Source organism: Aeromonas simiae (assembly GCF_014892695.1).
Classification (GTDB): Bacteria; Pseudomonadota; Gammaproteobacteria; order Enterobacterales; family Aeromonadaceae; genus Aeromonas; species Aeromonas simiae.
This window is the reverse complement of the sequence record NZ_CP040449.1, coordinates 1,610,656-1,627,087: the sequence shown is the minus strand read 5'-3', so window position 1 is coordinate 1,627,087 and position 16,432 is coordinate 1,610,656. Positions and strand designations below refer to the sequence as shown.

Here is a 16,432-nt window from a genome sequence, read left to right as displayed (position 1 = left end):
CTCCAGCACAGCCTGCTCGTTTTTCTGAGCTGCCTGTGCGGCAGCGAGGCAGCATCATTGGATGCCGTCTGCAATCACTATTTTCTGAGCTGCCTGTGCGGCAGCGAGGCAACACCAGACCAGGTGATGGCTGCCATAACTTTTCTGAGCTGCCTGTGCGGCAGCGAGGCATGCTCCACGCTGATTCTGTAGGGATTCCAATTTCTGAGCTGCCTGTGCGGCAGCGAGGTTCCTGTTTGGCTTCGGTTTTACGACGCTTATTTTCTGAGCTGCCTGTGCGGCAGCGAGGGCAAATTTTCAGCGCTCGGCGCAAGATCAAAATTTCTGAGCTGCCTGTGCGGCAGCGAGGTTCAGCCCGGTATATGTGACCGCATCCCGTGATTTCTGAGCTGCCTGTGCGGCAGCGAGGAACCGATATTTTCCATCTCCTTCCCGGCTCATTTTCTGAGCTGCCTGTGCGGCAGCGAGGACCTGCATATTGACCAAAGTGAAGGTAGTCAGTTTCTGAGCTGCCTGTGCGGCAGCGAGGGCCAACTGCTGGACGCGGGCGGTGCGCAGGGCTTTCTGAGCTGCCTGTGCGGCAGCGAGGAGCGTGATGGTGACATTGTTCGTACCGTTTCTTTTCTGAGCTGCCTGTGCGGCAGCGAGGGTAGAGCGGAAGCATGGTGCTGCTGGTGCCACTTTCTGAGCTGCCTGTGCGGCAGCGAGGTCCGGATCCGCCTTGATGGCTGCCATGATGCTTTTCTGAGCTGCCTGTGCGGCAGCGAGGCCGCATTGCGCGGCCTTTATTTTGCTCGTTCTTTTCTGAGCTGCCTGTGCGGCAGCGAGGCTCATCGACTATGACCTGCTGGTGCTGGACGATTTCTGAGCTGCCTGTGCGGCAGCGAGGAAGGTGGACAAGGTGATGGGGACTGCCGGGGATTTCTGAGCTGCCTGTGCGGCAGCGAGGTGGATAAAGGCGACGGTATCGCCGCTACTGCTTTTCTGAGCTGCCTGTGCGGCAGCGAGGTGTTACATATTAGTGCTATCTCACTGATTGTTAAAGAACTTACCCCAAACTTGCCGCTAAACCCTATTTTTATCGGGGCGTAACGGTCATTGAAAAATCAATGAGTTAGCTACGCCCTTAAAAAAAGGGTCAGAACCAGGGAATGGTGGTGGTGGCACTCAACCCGTATGCGTTAAACGTCCCTACCACCGGCTTGTCTAGCAAGGGGCCGTGTTCGATATAAAGGCGCATCCGGCTTTGGGTCGAGAGGCTGTGCATCTCGGCATAGGGCAGTGACATCGCCTTCTGCTGCGTATCGGGAATACGAGTCAACGCCTCCTCTTCGCTCAGCCACCCCTTGGCCACCGAGCGGCGGCGCTTGTTATGGGCGCTCTTGGCTTGAACCCGCCGCACAACGCGAAAGCGCGCGGTGGCAGGCACCTGGGCCGGTTCGCCGATATGGATATAGTCCCGCATCCCTTGTAACCAGTTCACCTCGGTGAGGTTAAGCAGATCGGCCAGGGTACCGTGCAGACGCAGGCACTCCCCCAGGGTGCGCCTGTGGGCCGGAAAGCTGACCCCTACCCGTCCCTGAGTCAGGGAGGGAAGCACCCGATGCAACTTGGCGTAAAGGGCGTTAAGCAGCTCCACCTGACCAAATTCAGGGTCAGGTAGAACCCGAATATCGAGGTAGTGATCCATAGTGGCCCCTTAATCTGCCTCGCCGAAGACGCCGCCGCGAACCAGGGTCGCCATCACATAGTGCTGCTGCTCGGTTTCGGGTTGCTTGTCTTTGAGCATCCAGCCATCGAGCAGGTTATAAAAATCGAGCTTCTCTTTCGGCTGGCGATAGGCGGTCCCCCGACTGGTGACCGAGCCATAGGGCTCGACCGCGATGGGCCCCAGCTCCTCTGCGCCGGGGTACCAGGTATCGATGGTACGCAAGGCATTACCAATCTTCTGGGAGTGCATGGCGGCGATACCTGCCACCTGATAGAGGTGCTTGCTCTTTTTGCCCTCTTTGCCGCTGCTCTGATCGAGTACCAGCTCTTGGGAGGGGAATACCTCCTGGCCGGCCCCCAGACGCACGAAGGCTTCCACACTCAACAACGCGAAGTCGTGGCCCAGCAGACCCTGGCGGATCACCTCGGCCAGCTCAGCCAAGGCCCCCTCGGGCTTGGTAAAGGTGCGCAAGTTGAAACTTAAAGCATCAAAAACCCAGCGCTGCTTGACCGCGCCTTGTTCCAACTGGCTGACGCGCACCTCCACCTCCTCGGCCCCGACCCGGTTGCGCCAGAGGAAGCGCCCATTGGCCAGGTTCTCGGCATAGCGGGCCGCCAGCTCGTGGAACTGGTGCTCACGCACATACTCGCCAATTTTCGCCCCCAGCACCGCCTGATAGGCCTGATCGTTACAGGCCGAAGGCTGCGCCAGATTGCCCAGAATACGCAGGGTAAACCCGACTCGCAGGGTGTCGGCATCGAAGGGCAGCGTCGCCACATCGACCTTTTGCAGGTTCGGTTTTTGAATTTCGTTGTCGAGCTTGGCCGGATCGTCGGCGGTGGCCTTTTTCAGGCGGTTGGAGATGGTGCCGCGCACCGCCTTCTCTTGCAGTGAAATCGGACGCCAGGCCACTAGGTTATCCCGCTCTTGCCAGTTACCGGCAAACAGTTGGGCATCGGAGTTGGCGAGCTTGCGCTCGAAGGCCAGGACGGAGGCGGTCTTGATCGGTGTTTTTGCCATGATGAAGTTCCTTATCAGAAGAGGTCGTTTGCCATAAAGGGTTCTGCGTCGCTCTCGTCCCACGCCAACTCGGGGGCGTGATAACGATTCTCGCAGAGGTAGTAGGGTTCCTGATGGCGGTAGCGCCATAACAGGGAGTCGAGACTCTGAATCCGGTGCGGGCTGACCCACTGCCCCAGGGTGTAGATAGACTCAGCAAAGCGAAATGGGGTCTCCTGATCGCGGCTGCTGGGAATCGCGCCCGGCTCATGAAGGGGGGAGATCCCCAGGTAGCCCACGGCCAGCGGCACCAGGTAGCCTGGAGCCGGTTTAGCCCGTGGTTGCCAGCTCACCGCCCCACTTTCATCTTGCTGCGCCTGATGGCGCAAGGTGACAAAATCGAGCAGGCTGTCGAGCAACTCACGCCTGGGATCGCTCTCTAAGCACTGCTGATGGTGCCGGGTTAACAAGTCGTGACGGCAAACCAGAGCAAAGCCCGGCAACAGGCCCATGCGCAGGCGCCGCAGCTCGCGCTCGTCGTAATGCTCACGCCACTGCACCTGTCCTAGGGTGGTGATGGTGCCCCCCGCCAGGCGCAGGGTCGGCACGGTGCGTTCAAACCAGGTTTGCAGCGCGTCGATACGCAGATCTAGCGTTCCCCCCTTGGGCAGTTGGTCGGCATTAAAGTCACACTCGATAAGCAGACTGATGTCGAGGTGTACGCGCCCCTCTTCGTTAAACGGTGCCGTCTTGCCCTCTTTGGTCAGGGGATTGCGGGTCAGGGCGAAGACCTGCTCGCGGCGATTGCCGAGCGGTTGACTCTGTAGCTCGGTGTGATGGGCGATGACGGCGCAGCCCCCTAGGGTCAGGCCATAGATCTGCTCGAGACGGCGCGACAGGGCGTGGGTAAAACCAAGAAAGTGGCTGATGGCCGGAAAACCGTAAGTCAAACCGCCGATGGCATTGGCATTTTCCACCTTGAGGTGGCGAAGCAGCAGGGTCGATCTCATGCCCATCCCTCCAAATCCAGTTGCAGCAGACGCAGTTGACGGGCCAACAGGCGGCGCCAGACATGCAGCTCGGCATCCCCGACATGGGCCAATCGCTTTTGCAACCGCTGATTGAGCCAGCGACCAAATGCCAGAGCAATCTGATTGGCCTCTTTATCGGAGAGTGGTTGGCCATCCATGGGATCGAGCCAGTGGCAAAATGCATCGCTCATCGGCTCCGACATCGCACGGCTCCAGCCCGATGGCAAAGAACGCAACTCGGCGCCGTAGTTGAGCAGCGCTCCCATCAGATCGTCCACCAGCCCGGCGCGGCGCTGCTTGATCTCGTCATTGTTGTCGGCCCGCTCCACCGACTTGAGAAAATGGATTAGCTCGTAAAGCGTACCCGCGACCCGATGCTCGTAGCGTTTCCAGAAATGCTCGTCACTCTCAGGCGCCGTCAGACGCTTTTGCCATGCAGGCGGCTGGCAGCTCAGCAGATAGGCGCGGCCATAGCGCTTGCTGTTGAGCAAAGAGACATTCTGGGGCTTGGTGCCGCCAAAGTGCTGCTCCGCCAGATGGGGAAAGTCCACAACGCTCAGATCGGAACACTCGTTTTTACGGCGCGCATCGCGCGCCGCCTTCGCCTCATCCCCGAAGCGGGCCTGATCGATGCGTTGATACAAGGCATGGCACAAGGAGCTGGCAAACAGCGGGCTCAGCAGGTGGTAACCCTCATCCACCGGGAAGTAGGTCTGCTTGGCCAAGGTATGGGTGGTCAGCGTGCCACCGACCAAGGCCTGAGAGAGGCCATCGCACCACGTCGCTAGCTGAGCCTTATCTTTGGTGAAAGCGGCGAGAGGAGAGGCATCACCATCCTCAATCAAATCCACCAGCCGTTTGCCACCCGCCTCGAGCAGCAACAGATTGGCCACATCCAGCGCCGCCGCATTGCCGATCACATCGATCGCCGGCGCGGTCAGGCTGGCGGTAGAGAGAAACCCCTCCCCTTCCTGCCCCTCAACCCGGGCCCCGATGCCACGGGCATCCCCGTGGGTAAACTTGGGGGCATGGGTCACCAGGGTGATCTGCTTGGCCCGCTTGGCGGCCTCGTCGAGCCAGTCCCCCTTGCTGGGCCACTTGTCCGGCTTGGCTTCCAGCCTTGCCGAGATATAGTCATCGATGACCGATGACAACTGATCCACTCCCATTACTTCCTCCCTAGAACCTAAAGCGGCTCGACAAGGTGTATCTGACCAACCGGAATGAAAAACACCACATCAATATTCAGATGCAAGTGGCTAGCAATTCCTGAGCTAATACAAAGCAACCCGGCGAGCAGAAGACGTTTCATTTTTTCATCACCACACCTGAGAAAGACCCAAATCAGTCCACAGAAGCAATGATGCACATAAACGCGGCCATGATCAACGCCAATACCCTCGTACTTTTGAAATTAATCAGATTCGAGATGTTCTTATGGTGTCCCCTTAATCTGTTACTCGCTATAATCACCTCCCTGTCGTACAGACAGCTCAGAAAAATACACTCGTACTTTTTTTCTGCTCACCCTCGCTACCGAACAGGTAGCTTTCCCATTAAGGCGCTCAATCGAGCGCCTTATACACACCAAATAGCGGGTCATATTGCCAAGGCCTGACACTCTGGTCGTTAATGGGCAGACGGATCTCGGTAAAGGTGCGCGATAGCCTGGCGGCATCCCACTCCAGCTCTTCGGCCAGCGCAGCCAACAGGGGCTCTGGCTCGTTATCCAACCAGGGGGCGACCCGCTCGGCGGGTATGAATGCCTGACGCTCGAAACAGCTCGCCTCCACCAGCTCAGGCTCACCGCGCTCTTCGAGCCGGTGAAAGCGCAGGGGGTCATCCTCATCGGCCTGATAGAGCACAAAGCCCTGGTCGGGGCGCGAGGCCCGAAAGCGAGTCTGCCGCTGCATCTCGCCGGCCCAATCGACATGGTATTGGTGTTGCCACCAAGAGACGGCACAGGGGGGCTGACGCCCCTCAGCAAACAAGGAGATGGCCAGATGTGCGTGCTCCAGCGCTACCAGATTTGAGTAGGGCCCACTCCCTGGACTAGGTGGCATCTGGATCGCGGGTGACGCCCCAATCACCTCGTACTGCTCTTTTCGCAGACTCTGTGCCATATCGTGGTTGGCAAGCTGAAACTCGCTCGACTCAAACCCCGGCTGACAATAGGCCGGGGTCACCCCTCGCAACGCCTTGACGTTGCGATTGAGGATCAGGAGGTTGGGATGAGCGGAGGCCCTCTTGCGGTGACGCTGGATGCGACCGGCCAACTGAATAAGAGATCGCATCGAACTCGGCTCGGCAATGGCCCAGTCATAGTCGTGATCCCGCCCCACTTCGGCGACCGGCGAGGCAAAAACGACAAAGAGATGGTGTGTCTCGGGTTGTGCCAGCGCCAGCAACACCTCGGGGCGCTGCCAGAATGCATCGCTGTCATAGCGGGTCAACAGGGCATCGAGGCGCTTCTCCATCTCGGAGCGCACCAACAGCGGGTGGTGGCTGTGGTAGATGCAAAAGTGAATGCGGGTGTCGGGCGGTGGAACCCGGAGCAGTACCTGCTGGGCAATGGCAACCAGGGGATCGATATTGGCCATGCGCACCACGCCAACCGAGAGGCACTTGCCAGAGGCGTGGCGCTCATGGTGCTCACCGTGTAGCTGGAGCATGCCATCACCCACCGCGCTCGCCATGGCTTGCACCACCGCATCCCACTGTTTACTGCTGGCTCCCACAGGCCAGAGTGCGCCTCGGCGCAGGGTGGGTTGCTCGGCCAGTTTGGCCAGACGAGCGGCGACAAACGCCTGATGACGCTCCTTGAAGATCCGCGACTCGGCCAGATCTTGCTGGGCCACGCCGAACTCATCGAACCAGGCGCAGCAGATGGGAGGCATAGGCCCTGGCTCGCCGCAGCCCTTGTGAAAGTGAGCACGACCGGCCTGGTAGGCGGTAAACAGGGCGCTGAGCAAGGCCGGCGGCAGGGTGGCGGATGAGAGCAGTACCCGACACCCCAGCATCCCGGCCCAGTTGACCAGACGGCAAAGGGCAGGCAGATCGGAAAGCCCGAAGTCATCGGGTTCATCGAGCACCAGATCCGAGGTGAGCAAGCGCAACATGGGAGCTATCTGCTTGCCACCCCGGGTTCCTTCAGTGGCCGGGATCAGGTGGTCGATCGTACTCACCAGCACCGGGGCACTGACCAGTTGATGCAAGGCGGGCGATGAGGTGAGCCAGCGGCGTAGTGGGCCATCATCGAGGGCCCCTTCGTAACGCACGTGCAGATTGCTATCGAGCAGGGATGCCGCCGACTCGGAGCCACTCTTTAGATCTGATTGCGCCTCGCGAGTACGCCGCTCATGCAACTGCTGCACCGCCGCCGAGCCGATCAGCACCGCCAGATCGTCGCTATCGAGCGCCAATCTGGCTCTCAGGGCATCACCGGTTTGCAAGGTCAGGGTGCGAAGACCCAATGCCACGCTAAAGCGACAACCGAGCTTTTCATCGGCCAGTCCATACATGATGCGAGCATTGGCAAAGGTCTTGCCGCAGCCGGTCGAGGCCATATTCACCCCAAAAAAACCTTGCTGCTGCGAGCGGTGGGCCAGTAGCCTAGCCAGATCAAATGCCTTGTCTTGCCAGCGAAATGCCGCCTGTTGGCTGCGCTGCGTGAACCCTTTATGGCGAGTCATGGCCGGTAGATAAGGCCGCAGCTTTGGCAGACTTTTCGCCAGCAGATAGGCGTGATGGCCCACGCCGATATTGTGCTCATCGAGCGATTGCTTGAGCCTGCCGGTTTCGCGGTCGGTATTGGCATAGGCCAGATAGCCCTTGTCCTGCCACTTCTCGGTGACATTGCCGGCGGAGTAGGCGTGATCGGCCAACATCAGGCACAGCCGTGCCAGATGGGCAGTAAACCGATCGGATAACCACTCCCCTTCCTGCCAGAGTGAAGGGCACTGTAGCGCCCGCAGTGCCAGACGGTTGGCCTTGCTGCACCAGGTTTGGCTGGCCAAGGGGGTGCCATGGGGAAAGCGCCAAAGCCGTTGCCATACTTTTTCGTCCCACTCAGGGTTGCGGCACTGGGGGGAGTTCCAACTGGCATCAAAACGCCACGAGGTCAGCACCAACTGCTCTGGGGTCGGGGCTGCCAAGCGGGTCTCTGATGTATCGAACTGCGGCAGGCGGTGGTGCGAGACAATAAGCCAACCGATGATGCGCGCCAGCGGCGGCAGGCCTTCAAACGGATTTGCTCCGATCGGCTGTGCCTTGCTCTCGGCCTGTTTACCAAGGCTTGCCAATGCCTGCTTTTCATCATTTGGAGTCAGGTTGGAAAGTGCCGTCAACCACTGCCTGTCATCCCGCCCATCGACGAAGGCTTCAAAGATACGCAAAGAGACCCACTCATGGCGCAGTGGTTCGCTCAGCTCATGGCGTTTACCCCTGAGTTTGTCCTGAAAGAGGTGGTTAGCCTTACCCACATCGTGAAAAAGACCGGCGATTGCCGCCAGCAGCGCCATGGCCTCCCCCGAGTGCCAGCGGTTTTCATCCTGGCTGCGCAGTATGTTGCGCTCAGTGCTGTTGGTCGGCACTGAGCCCTGTTCATTGAAGCGGCGGGCATTGCCAACGATCCAGCACAGCTCGGACCCTGTGCTTTTCAGCCAATGACAAGCAACAGCCGTGTTGCGACGGGCCGTTTGACGCAGCAGTTTGCGCAAGGTATCGAGGCCATCTTGGGTAATGGGCGTCGCCCAGGTTCGCTCTCCCTTACGCTCGGCAAACTGATCCAGGATGCGCCTAGTTTCAACCAAGGCGCGCTTGCTGCACTGGGATACCAGTAGAACGTTCATCGCCCTACCTCGCTCAGGCTGGCAGCCACCGACTGCAAGGTCTCAATCATCAGATCCAATGCGCCATGTTGGTTAAAACCACTGATGATACGTTGGCGAAACGCCTGCTCTTCTTCTCCTGCCATGGCCGCAATAAAGGCCTGGGGCAGGATGAGCGCATCTTTGATGAGATCAGCCACATCAAACACCAAGCCACCGCGGCGGGTCTTGCCATGCAGCACAGAGAGGCCATGAGGCAAACCGATGACCCAGCAAGCGGTCGCGGCAATGCCATAGGCGAGATAGTTACCGTGATCGAGAAACCGGTTGGCCATATCGATGCCGCTACCCTGCTTGGCCCGGGTAAATTCGCCGTAGCAGACGGCATTGCCTGCCAACTTGTAGAGCATCTTGGTCAGGCTGGCCTCTTGCGCCAGCACATCGGTACTACTCTGGCAGCGAGCAAGTTGGGTCTCAAAGCGCTGCAAGGCACTGTCAAATGCGCGCTCGTCGAGCGCGAACGCCCGCTCACGTTTCATCGCAGCACCGAGCCATACCTGCCGGAGCTGGGCAACACGAACCCGCTGAAAGGCGATGGCCGCCTTAAGCCTTGCCTCATCGCAAAACCAGAAGCTGACCCACTGTTGCAAATATTCGGTTGGCCTGTATTCACTCTGGGAGTTGAGCCAGCTCACGCTCACCTCTACCTCATTGGCGGCAAACAGAGGTGTACCACCGCCACCACAAAAGCCGACCAGCACGCCGGCCTTAGCCAGCTCACGCATGGCCGCTTGCGTGATGGAGGTGCCCGTTCCCAGTAGAAGGGTGGTGGTATTAGCAATGGGGATATTCCAGTAGAGCGACGCCCTGCCCTCATCGGTGACGTACTCGACCCGGCCACCATTGACCAGCACCCGGCAATATTCCAGATAGTAAAGATTGGCCCGCTTGGAGTGCAGGATGGTCTTCAAATCTGATGGTTTTAGCGCTTCCATGTCAGCCTCTTTCGTTTGCGGCAACCCATTATTCCCCATTCACTCGCTCACCGGCGGGACCACTGACGCCGATGTTTCATGTTTTTTGAGGCCCGCCGTCATGGCCGCAATCACGCTGCGCCGAAGCGTGAGGGGCGATAGCACCTCGACCTCGCCACTAAAGCGCAGTAGGTCGCGCACCAACTCGCGCTGATCGGCATAGGGGAAGCGCAGGCGGATATGGCCGCTTGGCTCTATGGTCTGGCGTTGCTCCCGGTGCCACTGCACATCCCTAACCCAGGGGGCGGCACTGGGGTCAAAACGCAGCTCGGCCTGCTGCAAGGCGCTACCGGCGAAGATGCCGTAGCCGCTTTCGAACAAGGCGTCGAGCTCCCCGCTTTCGCGCTCGCAAGCGGCCTCATCGAGCGCAAGCGGCTCGGCAATGCGGCTTAAGGCAAACAGGCGCAGGGCGGCTCGCTCGTGGCACCAGGCGAGCAGGTACCAGTTGTCCCGATACCAGCACAGGCGCTGGGGCGAGACTTGGCGAGGCTCGGCTTCATGCAAGGTGGCGTGATAGACAAAATGGAGCCGGCGCCGGGCAAACAGGGCCTGCACTAGGGGGAGGAAGAGCTCGGGGGCCACATATTGGCGCCCTATGCTCTCGACGCGCAGCCGCTCGGCCTGGCCCTGCCACTGGGGGCCAAGGAGATCGCCGATGCCTGACTGCAACTGGGCCAGCCCCTGCTGGTGCAGACCGGGCTGTACATCTTGCAGCAGACGGTGGGCCATCAGGAGGGCGAAGGCCTCCGATTCGCTTAGCCAGACCCCGGGCAGGGTGAAGCGACCGTCAGTCGTGTCGTACTTGTAGCCCCGGGCGGCGCGATCCCAGACGATGGGGGCCTGGTAACTATCTCGCAGCAGCGCCAGCAACCGCTTGAAGGTGCTGGTCGAGCACTCGAGTCGCTCGAGGATCAGGGATTGGGGGACGGGGCGGCGATGATCCAGCAGCAGCTGGTGCAATCTTAGGGCGCGATCGAGCTGTTCCATTTTGTTGATAACACAGGCCAATTTTGAGCAATGTATCACTTTGTCAAAAATAAAACTCTATTGAGTCTCACTGTTAGCCTGTGTCGCCAAAAAGGATTGAGAGCTGGCGGGTCTTCGATGACCAGCAACGAGGGTAAGGGGTGAGGTGAGGCGCGCCGACGCCTCAAGCATGCCGAGCGCCGCTCAGTGGTTGCTCTTCGCTATGCAATAGCGCATAAGCTGAGCCCTTATCCTATCGGATCAGGGGCTCGAAAGGGGTCGCAACAGCAATACATGCAAGCCAAGCCACCCAATGGAAGATCTGACGCCCACGCGGCGCGAAACCGCCGTGTCATCGCAACGACGCCCCTTCAACAAGAGCAGGCGCCCTTTGCATCGTAAAACCGCGCTCAGTGAAACTCCGCCACCGTCATGGTGAAGATCAGTAACCGATCCGTCTGGTTGGCATAGGCGTGGGGCACATCGGTGCGGGCCACCGCCGAGGCCCCCTCACCCACGTCCAACTGCTCCTGTGCGATCTCCAGCGTCAAGGTGCCCTGCTCGACGTGAAACAGCTCGAAGGTGCCCTGCGGGTGGCCTGATGAAGCGAAGCGATCGCCCGGCTGCATCTCCCAGCGCCACAGCTCGATCATGGTGGGGCCGCTGCTACCGGCCAGCAGACGCGCCGAGCCCCCCTTCTCGCCCTGCCACAGGGTGGGGATCGCTGCGGCCTCCACCACCCGAACGGTCGGGGCCGGGGCCACCTCAACGATGTCGGCCACCGAGATGCCGAGCACCGCCGCCAGCTTGCACAAGATGGCGATGCTGGGATTGGCGGCGCACTTTTCTATCTCCACCAGCATGCCTTTACTCACCCCAGCGCGGCGGGAGAGCTCGTCGAGGGAGAGCTTCTGCTGCTGGCGGAAACTCTTGAGGCGCTGTGAAAGGGCGGCGCTGATGCGTTCAGCATCACTGCCTACATCGGTCGATATATTGACTTTAGTGCTCATCGGTCATTAGTATGTTCTTAAATAGTCAATATAGGATTCTGTCATGACCCCGGTTTCTCCGTCAATCGATCCCCGCGTCCTCACCCTTGCCCCCGGTTTTCGCGCCATCAGCATCAGGGTCGAGGCCGCCGAGCTACGCCACCCCGAGGTAGCCAGCCAAGCACTGCAACAAGCCTGCCAGAAGGTTTGCGCGGGCGGCGCGCCCTGGGGCGAGGCCCATCTGGCCGCCTGGGCTGAGGCATTTCGCGCCTTCGGCGCCAAGCCGCAGCGCACCCCTTGCTCGGCCGAGGCGCTGCGTAAACGGGTGCTGCGCGATGGGACCTTGCCCAGCATCGATCCGGTGGTCGATCTCTACAACGCCATCAGCCTCGAGTACGCCATCCCGGTTGGGGGCGAGAATCTCGCGGCCTATGTGGGCTCCCCACGCCTGGTCGTGGCCGACGGCAGCGAGCTGTTTGACACCATCAAGGAGGGTGCCCCGGCTCACGAGTCACCGGAGGTGGGTGAAGTGGTGTGGCGTGACGAGCTGGGGGTCACTTGCCGGCGCTGGAACTGGCGACAAGGGGTGCGCACCCGCTTGGGGGCCGATGCCCAGCAGATGTGGTTCATTCTGGAGAGCCTGCCGGCCATGCCACTTGAGGCCTTGCAGGAGGCCGCAGAGCGCCTGATGGCAGGGTTGCAGCACATGATGCCGGGGGCGCGCTGCATCCAGACCCTCATCGAGCCGGATCAGTTCGCCTGATCGGCTTTGGGTAACACAGGTGGCCGCCTGGGCAGGAAGAAACCGCAGGCGGCCCGGGTAGCAAGCGTCGGCTGCTCCCAGGCGCCGCACTGGTCTTTCTGATTTTGCCGGGCCCGGGTGAAATGCCGGCACTGACCGCAACGTTCCATGTCTGTTTGCTCCCTTATCGTTTGGCAGAGCCGCTGTGCTCTGCCCTCACAGATATCACACACAGTTTAAAAATCAACGTGATAGGCATGCTTAAAGGGCTTGGAACCGCTTCATACCGTCCCCATATCGGCTCCATCATCCCGATGGACACCCCCATGACGCTCTACCCCGAACACCGCTACGATCGCCACGGCCAGCTCAAGCCCCCCTTCTGGCTCTGGCCCATCGCCCTGCTACTGACCCGCTCCTTGTGGCTCTTTTTGATGGCCGGCGTCACCCGCCAGGGGGGCAGCGACATACTGGCACTGCTCTATCCCGAGCCGCGCAGCCTCTACATGGCGATGGCCGTCGATCTGCCCGCCGCCTTGGCTCTGCTCGCCTGCGGCGGTGCCCAGAGCCAGCCGTGGCGAAGCGGGTTGCGCCGTCACACTCTGCCCCTGCTGCTGCTCTCGGCGTGCGGCGGGCTGCTGCTACAACTGCTGGCGCTGCACACCCAGCAGTGGAGCTTTCACTGGGCCAGTGCGCTCACCCTGCTTGGCAACCTGTGGGCCCTCTGCTATCTGCTGCGCAGCCGCCAACTGCGCGATTACGCCGCCGACCGTCCCATGCCCTCGGCGCTGCATTGATCACGCGTGCTGCACGGATACAGCAGCGGCGGCCCATGGGCCGCCGCTGTACATGAAAGGAGATCAACGCGCCGTGACGCGAATTTGCAGGCGCTGGTTGAACGTCTGCGTCTGCTGCCCGCCGCCCGCTGTCCCCAACGCACTCCCCTGCTGATCCTGACTGATGGCCCCCAGCTCGATCCACTCCCCCGGTCGGCCGCTCACCTCAGTGGAGAGGTTCGCGCCGGCGCCCATGCCCGTTGCACTTCGGCTATTCAGTGCCACCGTGACCCGCTCGCCCACCAGGGTCGGCGTGGCGGCAATCCCCTCGCGCTCTTCGAGCAGCACAACCCAGCGCCCGCCGCGCCAGCCATAGAGGGTCACCGGACGGGTCTGGCCCAGAGTCAGGCTCACCGGCCGACCGGAGAGACCACTCACCTGCCACTCCCCCTGGCTTTGGGCTGAGCGACTCACCGCACCGACGCCAAGGCCGTGACGAGCGCCCACCTGCCAGCCCGACTCACTACGCTCGCCGACCACCCGCCACTGCACGCTCAGCATCAGGGGCGGCCGGTTGAGGGCCTCTAAAGTCTGCTTTACCTCGGCCAGCCGGGCCGGCTCACCGCTGACCACCAACTGACTGCCTAAGTGGCTCACCCCCAGATCCGGATAGAGTTCGCTCAAGGTGCGCGCCATGGCCGGCGCGTCATAGACCTCGCGCACCAATACCTCGGCACGCAGCGGTAACACCAGTAACAGCGCCAACCCGTATGCCACTCGTTTCATTACCCGCCTCCCGATGCAAGACGGGCCTGCCGGCCCGTCCTTCTCATGCTTATTTACTCTGGCTCATCGCCTCGGATTTGCGCATGCATTGCAGCATGGCCTCCATCACGCCGGCGCGCAGCCCTTTATCTTCCAGCACCTTGACCGCTTCGATGGTGGTGCCGCCGGGCGAGCAGACCATGTCCTTGAGCGCCCCCGGATGCTGGCCGCTCTCCAGCACCATCTTGGCCGAGCCGAGCACGGTCTGGGCGGCAAACTGATAAGCCTGGGCGCGCGGCATGCCCCCCAGCACGGCGGCATCGGCCATCGCCTCGATAAACATGAACACATAGGCAGGGGCGGAGCCGCTGACCGCCGTCACCGCGTGGATCAGCGACTCGGGCACCACCTCGGCGCGCCCGAAACTCTCCAGCAGGGCCACCACCTCGGCGACCTCGGCCGCATTGACATTGGCATTGGCGGTCAGCGAGCTCATGCCGGCATTGACCAGCGCCGGGGTATTGGGCATCACCCGCACCACCTTGCGCTCGGCGCCGACCGCCGCCGCCAGGCTCGCCAGGGTAACCCCGGCAGCGATCGAAACCAAGATCCCCCCCGCCTTGAGGCGCGGCGCCAGATCGGCCAGCACCTGGGTGATCACGTTCGGTTTGACCGCGGCAAACAAGATGTCGGCCTGCGCAGCCACCTCAGCGGCAGAGGCGGCGCCACGCACACCGAAACGGGCCACCAGATCGTCCACCTGGCTCTGCTGCAGATCGAAAACATGAATATCGCTGGCCGCCACTTGTCCGCTGGCGATGATGCCAGCGATGATCGCCTTGCCCATGTTACCGGCCCCGATAAATCCTATCTGTTTGCTCATTGCGCAGTCCTGCTCAAGATGAAGGCAAGGCGACAAGCCTTGCGAAAAAAGAAGTGGCAAGACGATAACAACCGCGCCCCAGCCAGGCAAGGGCCGCGCCACCACGCCATAACGAAAAGGGCCGCCCATGGGCGACCCTTCTCATCGTGGTAGCGTGATTACAGCCCCAGCTTCCAGACCCGGCCGAAGTGCTTGTAATGGCCCGCCGCCACCCCGGCCTGCTCGCCACGGCCATGGTAGAGATCCAAGTGACCGCCCTTGACCGCCCCACCGGTATCGAGGGCAATCAGCAAGCGCAGCTCGTGGCGACCGGTCCAGTTGCCCTCTTTATCGAGCAGCGGAACCTCGGCCAAGATGGGGGTGCCCATCGGCAGCAACCGGCGATCGGCGGCCACGGCCGCCATGCCGAGCAGGGGAATGCCGGCAGCCCCGATCACGTCGTTGGTCGGGCGGCGCTGGAAGAAGACATAAGAGGGGTTGTTCTCCACCAGCTCTTTGACCGCCGATTCAGGGCGACTATCGGCCCACTCCTTGATTGCCTTGAGCGACATCTTCTCCTTGGGCACCTCGCCGCGGTCGATCAGCACCCGGCCGATGCTGACGTAGCCATGGCCGTTCTTGCCCGCATAGCCGAGGTACTGCATCTGATCGGTATCGCCGTAGTGGACAAAGCCCGACCCTTGCACGTCCATCAGGAAGTTGTCGATAAGCGACTTGCTGTAACCGAGCTCCAGCCCCCGATTGGCCAGCGCGCCTTGGTGGATCTCGGCGCGGCTCGGGCAGCGCCCGCCGCAGTTGGGCATGGCATAGATGGGGTATTTGAACTCGCCACTTTTCTGGTGACGCACCTCAAGCACCGGCGAGAAGTAGCCGGTGAAGAGGATGTTGCCACGGTTATCGGCCCCCCCCAGTTGGGAGAGGGTGACGCCATAGCTCGGCAACTTGGCCGGATCGCCCCCCGCCGCTATCCAGCGGTTGAGCTTGTAGTAGAGGTTGCCATAGCGGCTGGCCATCCGCTTGGAGCGGTCAACCACGATCTGGCTCTGCGGGCCGAACATGCGAAAGTTGTGGGGCCGATTACTGTTGACCCGAGCCACCGGATTGAGATCGCCCGGCAGCACCCCGTCGAGGTACTGGCGCCCCAGGTTCTCTTCCTGGTTGCAGTTGAGAAAGCAGCTCTGCGCCTTGGGCTTGGGCGGACGTTTCTGGGCATCGCCCGAGCCGGCACAACCGCCGATCACCAAGGGGATGGCCAACCACCAATAGGAGCGTTTCTTCATCGGATCCTCATACAACACCACGCCTCTGATGGCCGGCAAGATGCCAAAAAGCCATCCACAAAGCAAACGCCTTAACCGCTGCGATGCGTTTTTTTCAACGCCTGTTACCGGCGGGTTACAAGGGGCAGAGCATGGGTTATAACATGAGCAGCACCGCGCAGGAGTGACCATGGAGCAGCTTGAATTTTTCCCACTGCAAAGCCCCTGCATCGGGGTGTGTGAACTCAACAACAAGGGATACTGCAAGGGGTGCTTTCGCAGCCGCGACGAGCGCTTCAACTGGCAGAGAATGAGCGAGGCCGAGCAGCAGGAGGTGCTGCGCCTGTGCCGGGATCGCCAGCGCCGGGTGCTGGCGGCCAAACGCAAGGTGGCGGCCGCAGAAGGCGAGCCGCCCGAGCAGTCCAGCTTCGATCTGTGAAATAAAAAA

General features: G+C 61.1%; 14 protein-coding genes and 1 CRISPR repeat array (1 of these 15 cut by a window edge). Of the genes, 3 read left to right on the top strand and 11 right to left on the bottom strand.

Features of this window, described 5'->3' with window-relative positions; genetic code table 11:
- A CRISPR array of direct repeats spans positions 1-1,009; the repeat unit is 28 nt; unit sequence TTTCTGAGCTGCCTGTGCGGCAGCGAGG; it reaches 399 nt to the left of the window's first position.
- A 129-nt stretch (positions 1,010-1,138) separates the two neighbouring features.
- The 8 genes from cas6f to FE240_RS07595 all read right to left on the bottom strand — a co-directional run bounded on the left by cas6f (position 1,139) and on the right by FE240_RS07595 (position 11,580).
- Entirely contained in the window at positions 1,139-1,690 is a 552-nt protein-coding gene (cas6f, locus tag FE240_RS07630) for a type I-F CRISPR-associated endoribonuclease Cas6/Csy4 (protein ID WP_193004029.1), read from the bottom strand.
- A 9-nt stretch (positions 1,691-1,699) separates the two neighbouring features.
- Positions 1,700-2,731, bottom strand: a complete 1,032-nt coding sequence (gene csy3 / locus FE240_RS07625; protein ID WP_193004028.1) for a type I-F CRISPR-associated protein Csy3 — start codon at positions 2,729-2,731, stop codon at positions 1,700-1,702.
- A gap of 14 nt (positions 2,732-2,745) precedes the next feature.
- Positions 2,746-3,720, bottom strand: a complete 975-nt coding sequence (gene csy2, locus FE240_RS07620) for a type I-F CRISPR-associated protein Csy2 (protein ID WP_226799054.1) — start codon at positions 3,718-3,720, stop codon at positions 2,746-2,748.
- Positions 3,717-4,910: a type I-F CRISPR-associated protein Csy1 gene (gene csy1, locus FE240_RS07615; RefSeq protein WP_193004026.1), complete on the bottom strand. Its 1,194-nt coding sequence runs from the start codon at positions 4,908-4,910 to the stop codon at positions 3,717-3,719. The genes csy2 and csy1 overlap by 4 nt, the downstream gene beginning before the upstream one ends.
- Before the next feature lie 396 nt (positions 4,911-5,306).
- Complete coding sequence (cas3f, locus tag FE240_RS07610; RefSeq protein WP_193004025.1) at positions 5,307-8,591, bottom strand: type I-F CRISPR-associated helicase Cas3f; 3,285 nt, start codon at positions 8,589-8,591, stop codon at positions 5,307-5,309.
- Positions 8,588-9,565 (bottom strand): type I-F CRISPR-associated endonuclease Cas1f, encoded by a 978-nt coding sequence (gene cas1f / locus FE240_RS07605; protein ID WP_193004024.1) that lies wholly within the window; start codon positions 9,563-9,565, stop codon positions 8,588-8,590. The genes cas3f and cas1f overlap by 4 nt, the downstream gene beginning before the upstream one ends.
- A gap of 39 nt (positions 9,566-9,604) precedes the next feature.
- On the bottom strand, positions 9,605-10,591 hold the full coding sequence (locus tag FE240_RS07600) for a helix-turn-helix transcriptional regulator (protein ID WP_193004023.1): 987 nt from the start codon (positions 10,589-10,591) through the stop codon (positions 9,605-9,607).
- 389 nt (positions 10,592-10,980) lie between these two features.
- Positions 10,981-11,580, bottom strand: a complete 600-nt coding sequence (locus FE240_RS07595; RefSeq protein WP_193004022.1) for a helix-turn-helix domain-containing protein — start codon at positions 11,578-11,580, stop codon at positions 10,981-10,983.
- 43 nt (positions 11,581-11,623) lie between these two features.
- Here FE240_RS07595 and FE240_RS07590 point away from each other — a divergent pair, with 43 nt between their 5' ends.
- Together FE240_RS07590 and FE240_RS07585 are read left to right on the top strand one after the other, a co-directional pair.
- Positions 11,624-12,322, top strand: coding sequence for a B3/B4 domain-containing protein (locus FE240_RS07590; RefSeq protein ID WP_193004021.1), 699 nt, complete (start codon positions 11,624-11,626; stop codon positions 12,320-12,322).
- 305 nt (positions 12,323-12,627) lie between these two features.
- A complete protein-coding gene (locus FE240_RS07585) occupies positions 12,628-13,098 on the top strand; it encodes a DUF2919 domain-containing protein (protein ID WP_193004020.1) in 471 nt (156 codons plus the stop codon).
- Positions 13,099-13,161: 63 nt separating this feature from the next.
- On the opposite strand, the gene FE240_RS07580 is transcribed toward FE240_RS07585, so the two are convergent.
- The 3 genes from FE240_RS07580 to mltA all read right to left on the bottom strand — a co-directional run bounded on the left by FE240_RS07580 (position 13,162) and on the right by mltA (position 16,005).
- On the bottom strand, positions 13,162-13,863 hold the full coding sequence (locus FE240_RS07580) for a hypothetical protein (RefSeq protein WP_193004019.1): 702 nt from the start codon (positions 13,861-13,863) through the stop codon (positions 13,162-13,164).
- Between the two features lie 49 nt (positions 13,864-13,912).
- Positions 13,913-14,725, bottom strand: coding sequence for a pyrroline-5-carboxylate reductase (gene proC, locus FE240_RS07575; RefSeq protein WP_193004018.1), 813 nt, complete (start codon positions 14,723-14,725; stop codon positions 13,913-13,915).
- A gap of 158 nt (positions 14,726-14,883) precedes the next feature.
- The gene (gene mltA, locus FE240_RS07570) at positions 14,884-16,005 is read right to left on the bottom strand and encodes a murein transglycosylase A (RefSeq protein ID WP_193004017.1); all 1,122 of its coding nucleotides are present in this window, start codon (positions 16,003-16,005) and stop codon (positions 14,884-14,886) included.
- A 169-nt stretch (positions 16,006-16,174) separates the two neighbouring features.
- Between mltA and FE240_RS07565 the strand changes: the two genes are divergently transcribed.
- The gene (locus FE240_RS07565) at positions 16,175-16,423 is read left to right on the top strand and encodes a DUF1289 domain-containing protein (protein WP_193004016.1); all 249 of its coding nucleotides are present in this window, start codon (positions 16,175-16,177) and stop codon (positions 16,421-16,423) included.
- The last annotated feature ends 9 nt before the right edge of the window (positions 16,424-16,432 follow it).

Excerpts from the sequence above, each read along its gene's own strand:
- cas6f (WP_193004029.1), bottom strand. The coding sequence starts at position 1,690 with ATGGATCACTACCTCGATATTCGGGTTCTACCTGACCCTGAATTTGGT.
- csy3 (WP_193004028.1), bottom strand. The coding sequence starts at position 2,731 with ATGGCAAAAACACCGATCAAGACCGCCTCCGTCCTGGCCTTCGAGCGC.
- csy2 (WP_226799054.1), bottom strand. The coding sequence starts at position 3,720 with ATGAGATCGACCCTGCTGCTTCGCCACCTCAAGGTGGAAAATGCCAAT.
- csy1 (WP_193004026.1), bottom strand. The coding sequence starts at position 4,910 with ATGGGAGTGGATCAGTTGTCATCGGTCATCGATGACTATATCTCGGCA.
- cas3f (WP_193004025.1), bottom strand. The coding sequence starts at position 8,591 with ATGAACGTTCTACTGGTATCCCAGTGCAGCAAGCGCGCCTTGGTTGAA.
- cas1f (WP_193004024.1), bottom strand. The coding sequence starts at position 9,565 with ATGGAAGCGCTAAAACCATCAGATTTGAAGACCATCCTGCACTCCAAG.
- FE240_RS07600 (WP_193004023.1), bottom strand. The coding sequence starts at position 10,591 with ATGGAACAGCTCGATCGCGCCCTAAGATTGCACCAGCTGCTGCTGGAT.
- FE240_RS07595 (WP_193004022.1), bottom strand. The coding sequence starts at position 11,580 with ATGAGCACTAAAGTCAATATATCGACCGATGTAGGCAGTGATGCTGAA.
- FE240_RS07590 (WP_193004021.1), top strand. The coding sequence starts at position 11,624 with ATGACCCCGGTTTCTCCGTCAATCGATCCCCGCGTCCTCACCCTTGCC.
- FE240_RS07585 (WP_193004020.1), top strand. The coding sequence starts at position 12,628 with ATGACGCTCTACCCCGAACACCGCTACGATCGCCACGGCCAGCTCAAG.
- FE240_RS07580 (WP_193004019.1), bottom strand. The coding sequence starts at position 13,863 with ATGAAACGAGTGGCATACGGGTTGGCGCTGTTACTGGTGTTACCGCTG.
- proC (WP_193004018.1), bottom strand. The coding sequence starts at position 14,725 with ATGAGCAAACAGATAGGATTTATCGGGGCCGGTAACATGGGCAAGGCG.
- mltA (WP_193004017.1), bottom strand. The coding sequence starts at position 16,005 with ATGAAGAAACGCTCCTATTGGTGGTTGGCCATCCCCTTGGTGATCGGC.
- FE240_RS07565 (WP_193004016.1), top strand. The coding sequence starts at position 16,175 with ATGGAGCAGCTTGAATTTTTCCCACTGCAAAGCCCCTGCATCGGGGTG.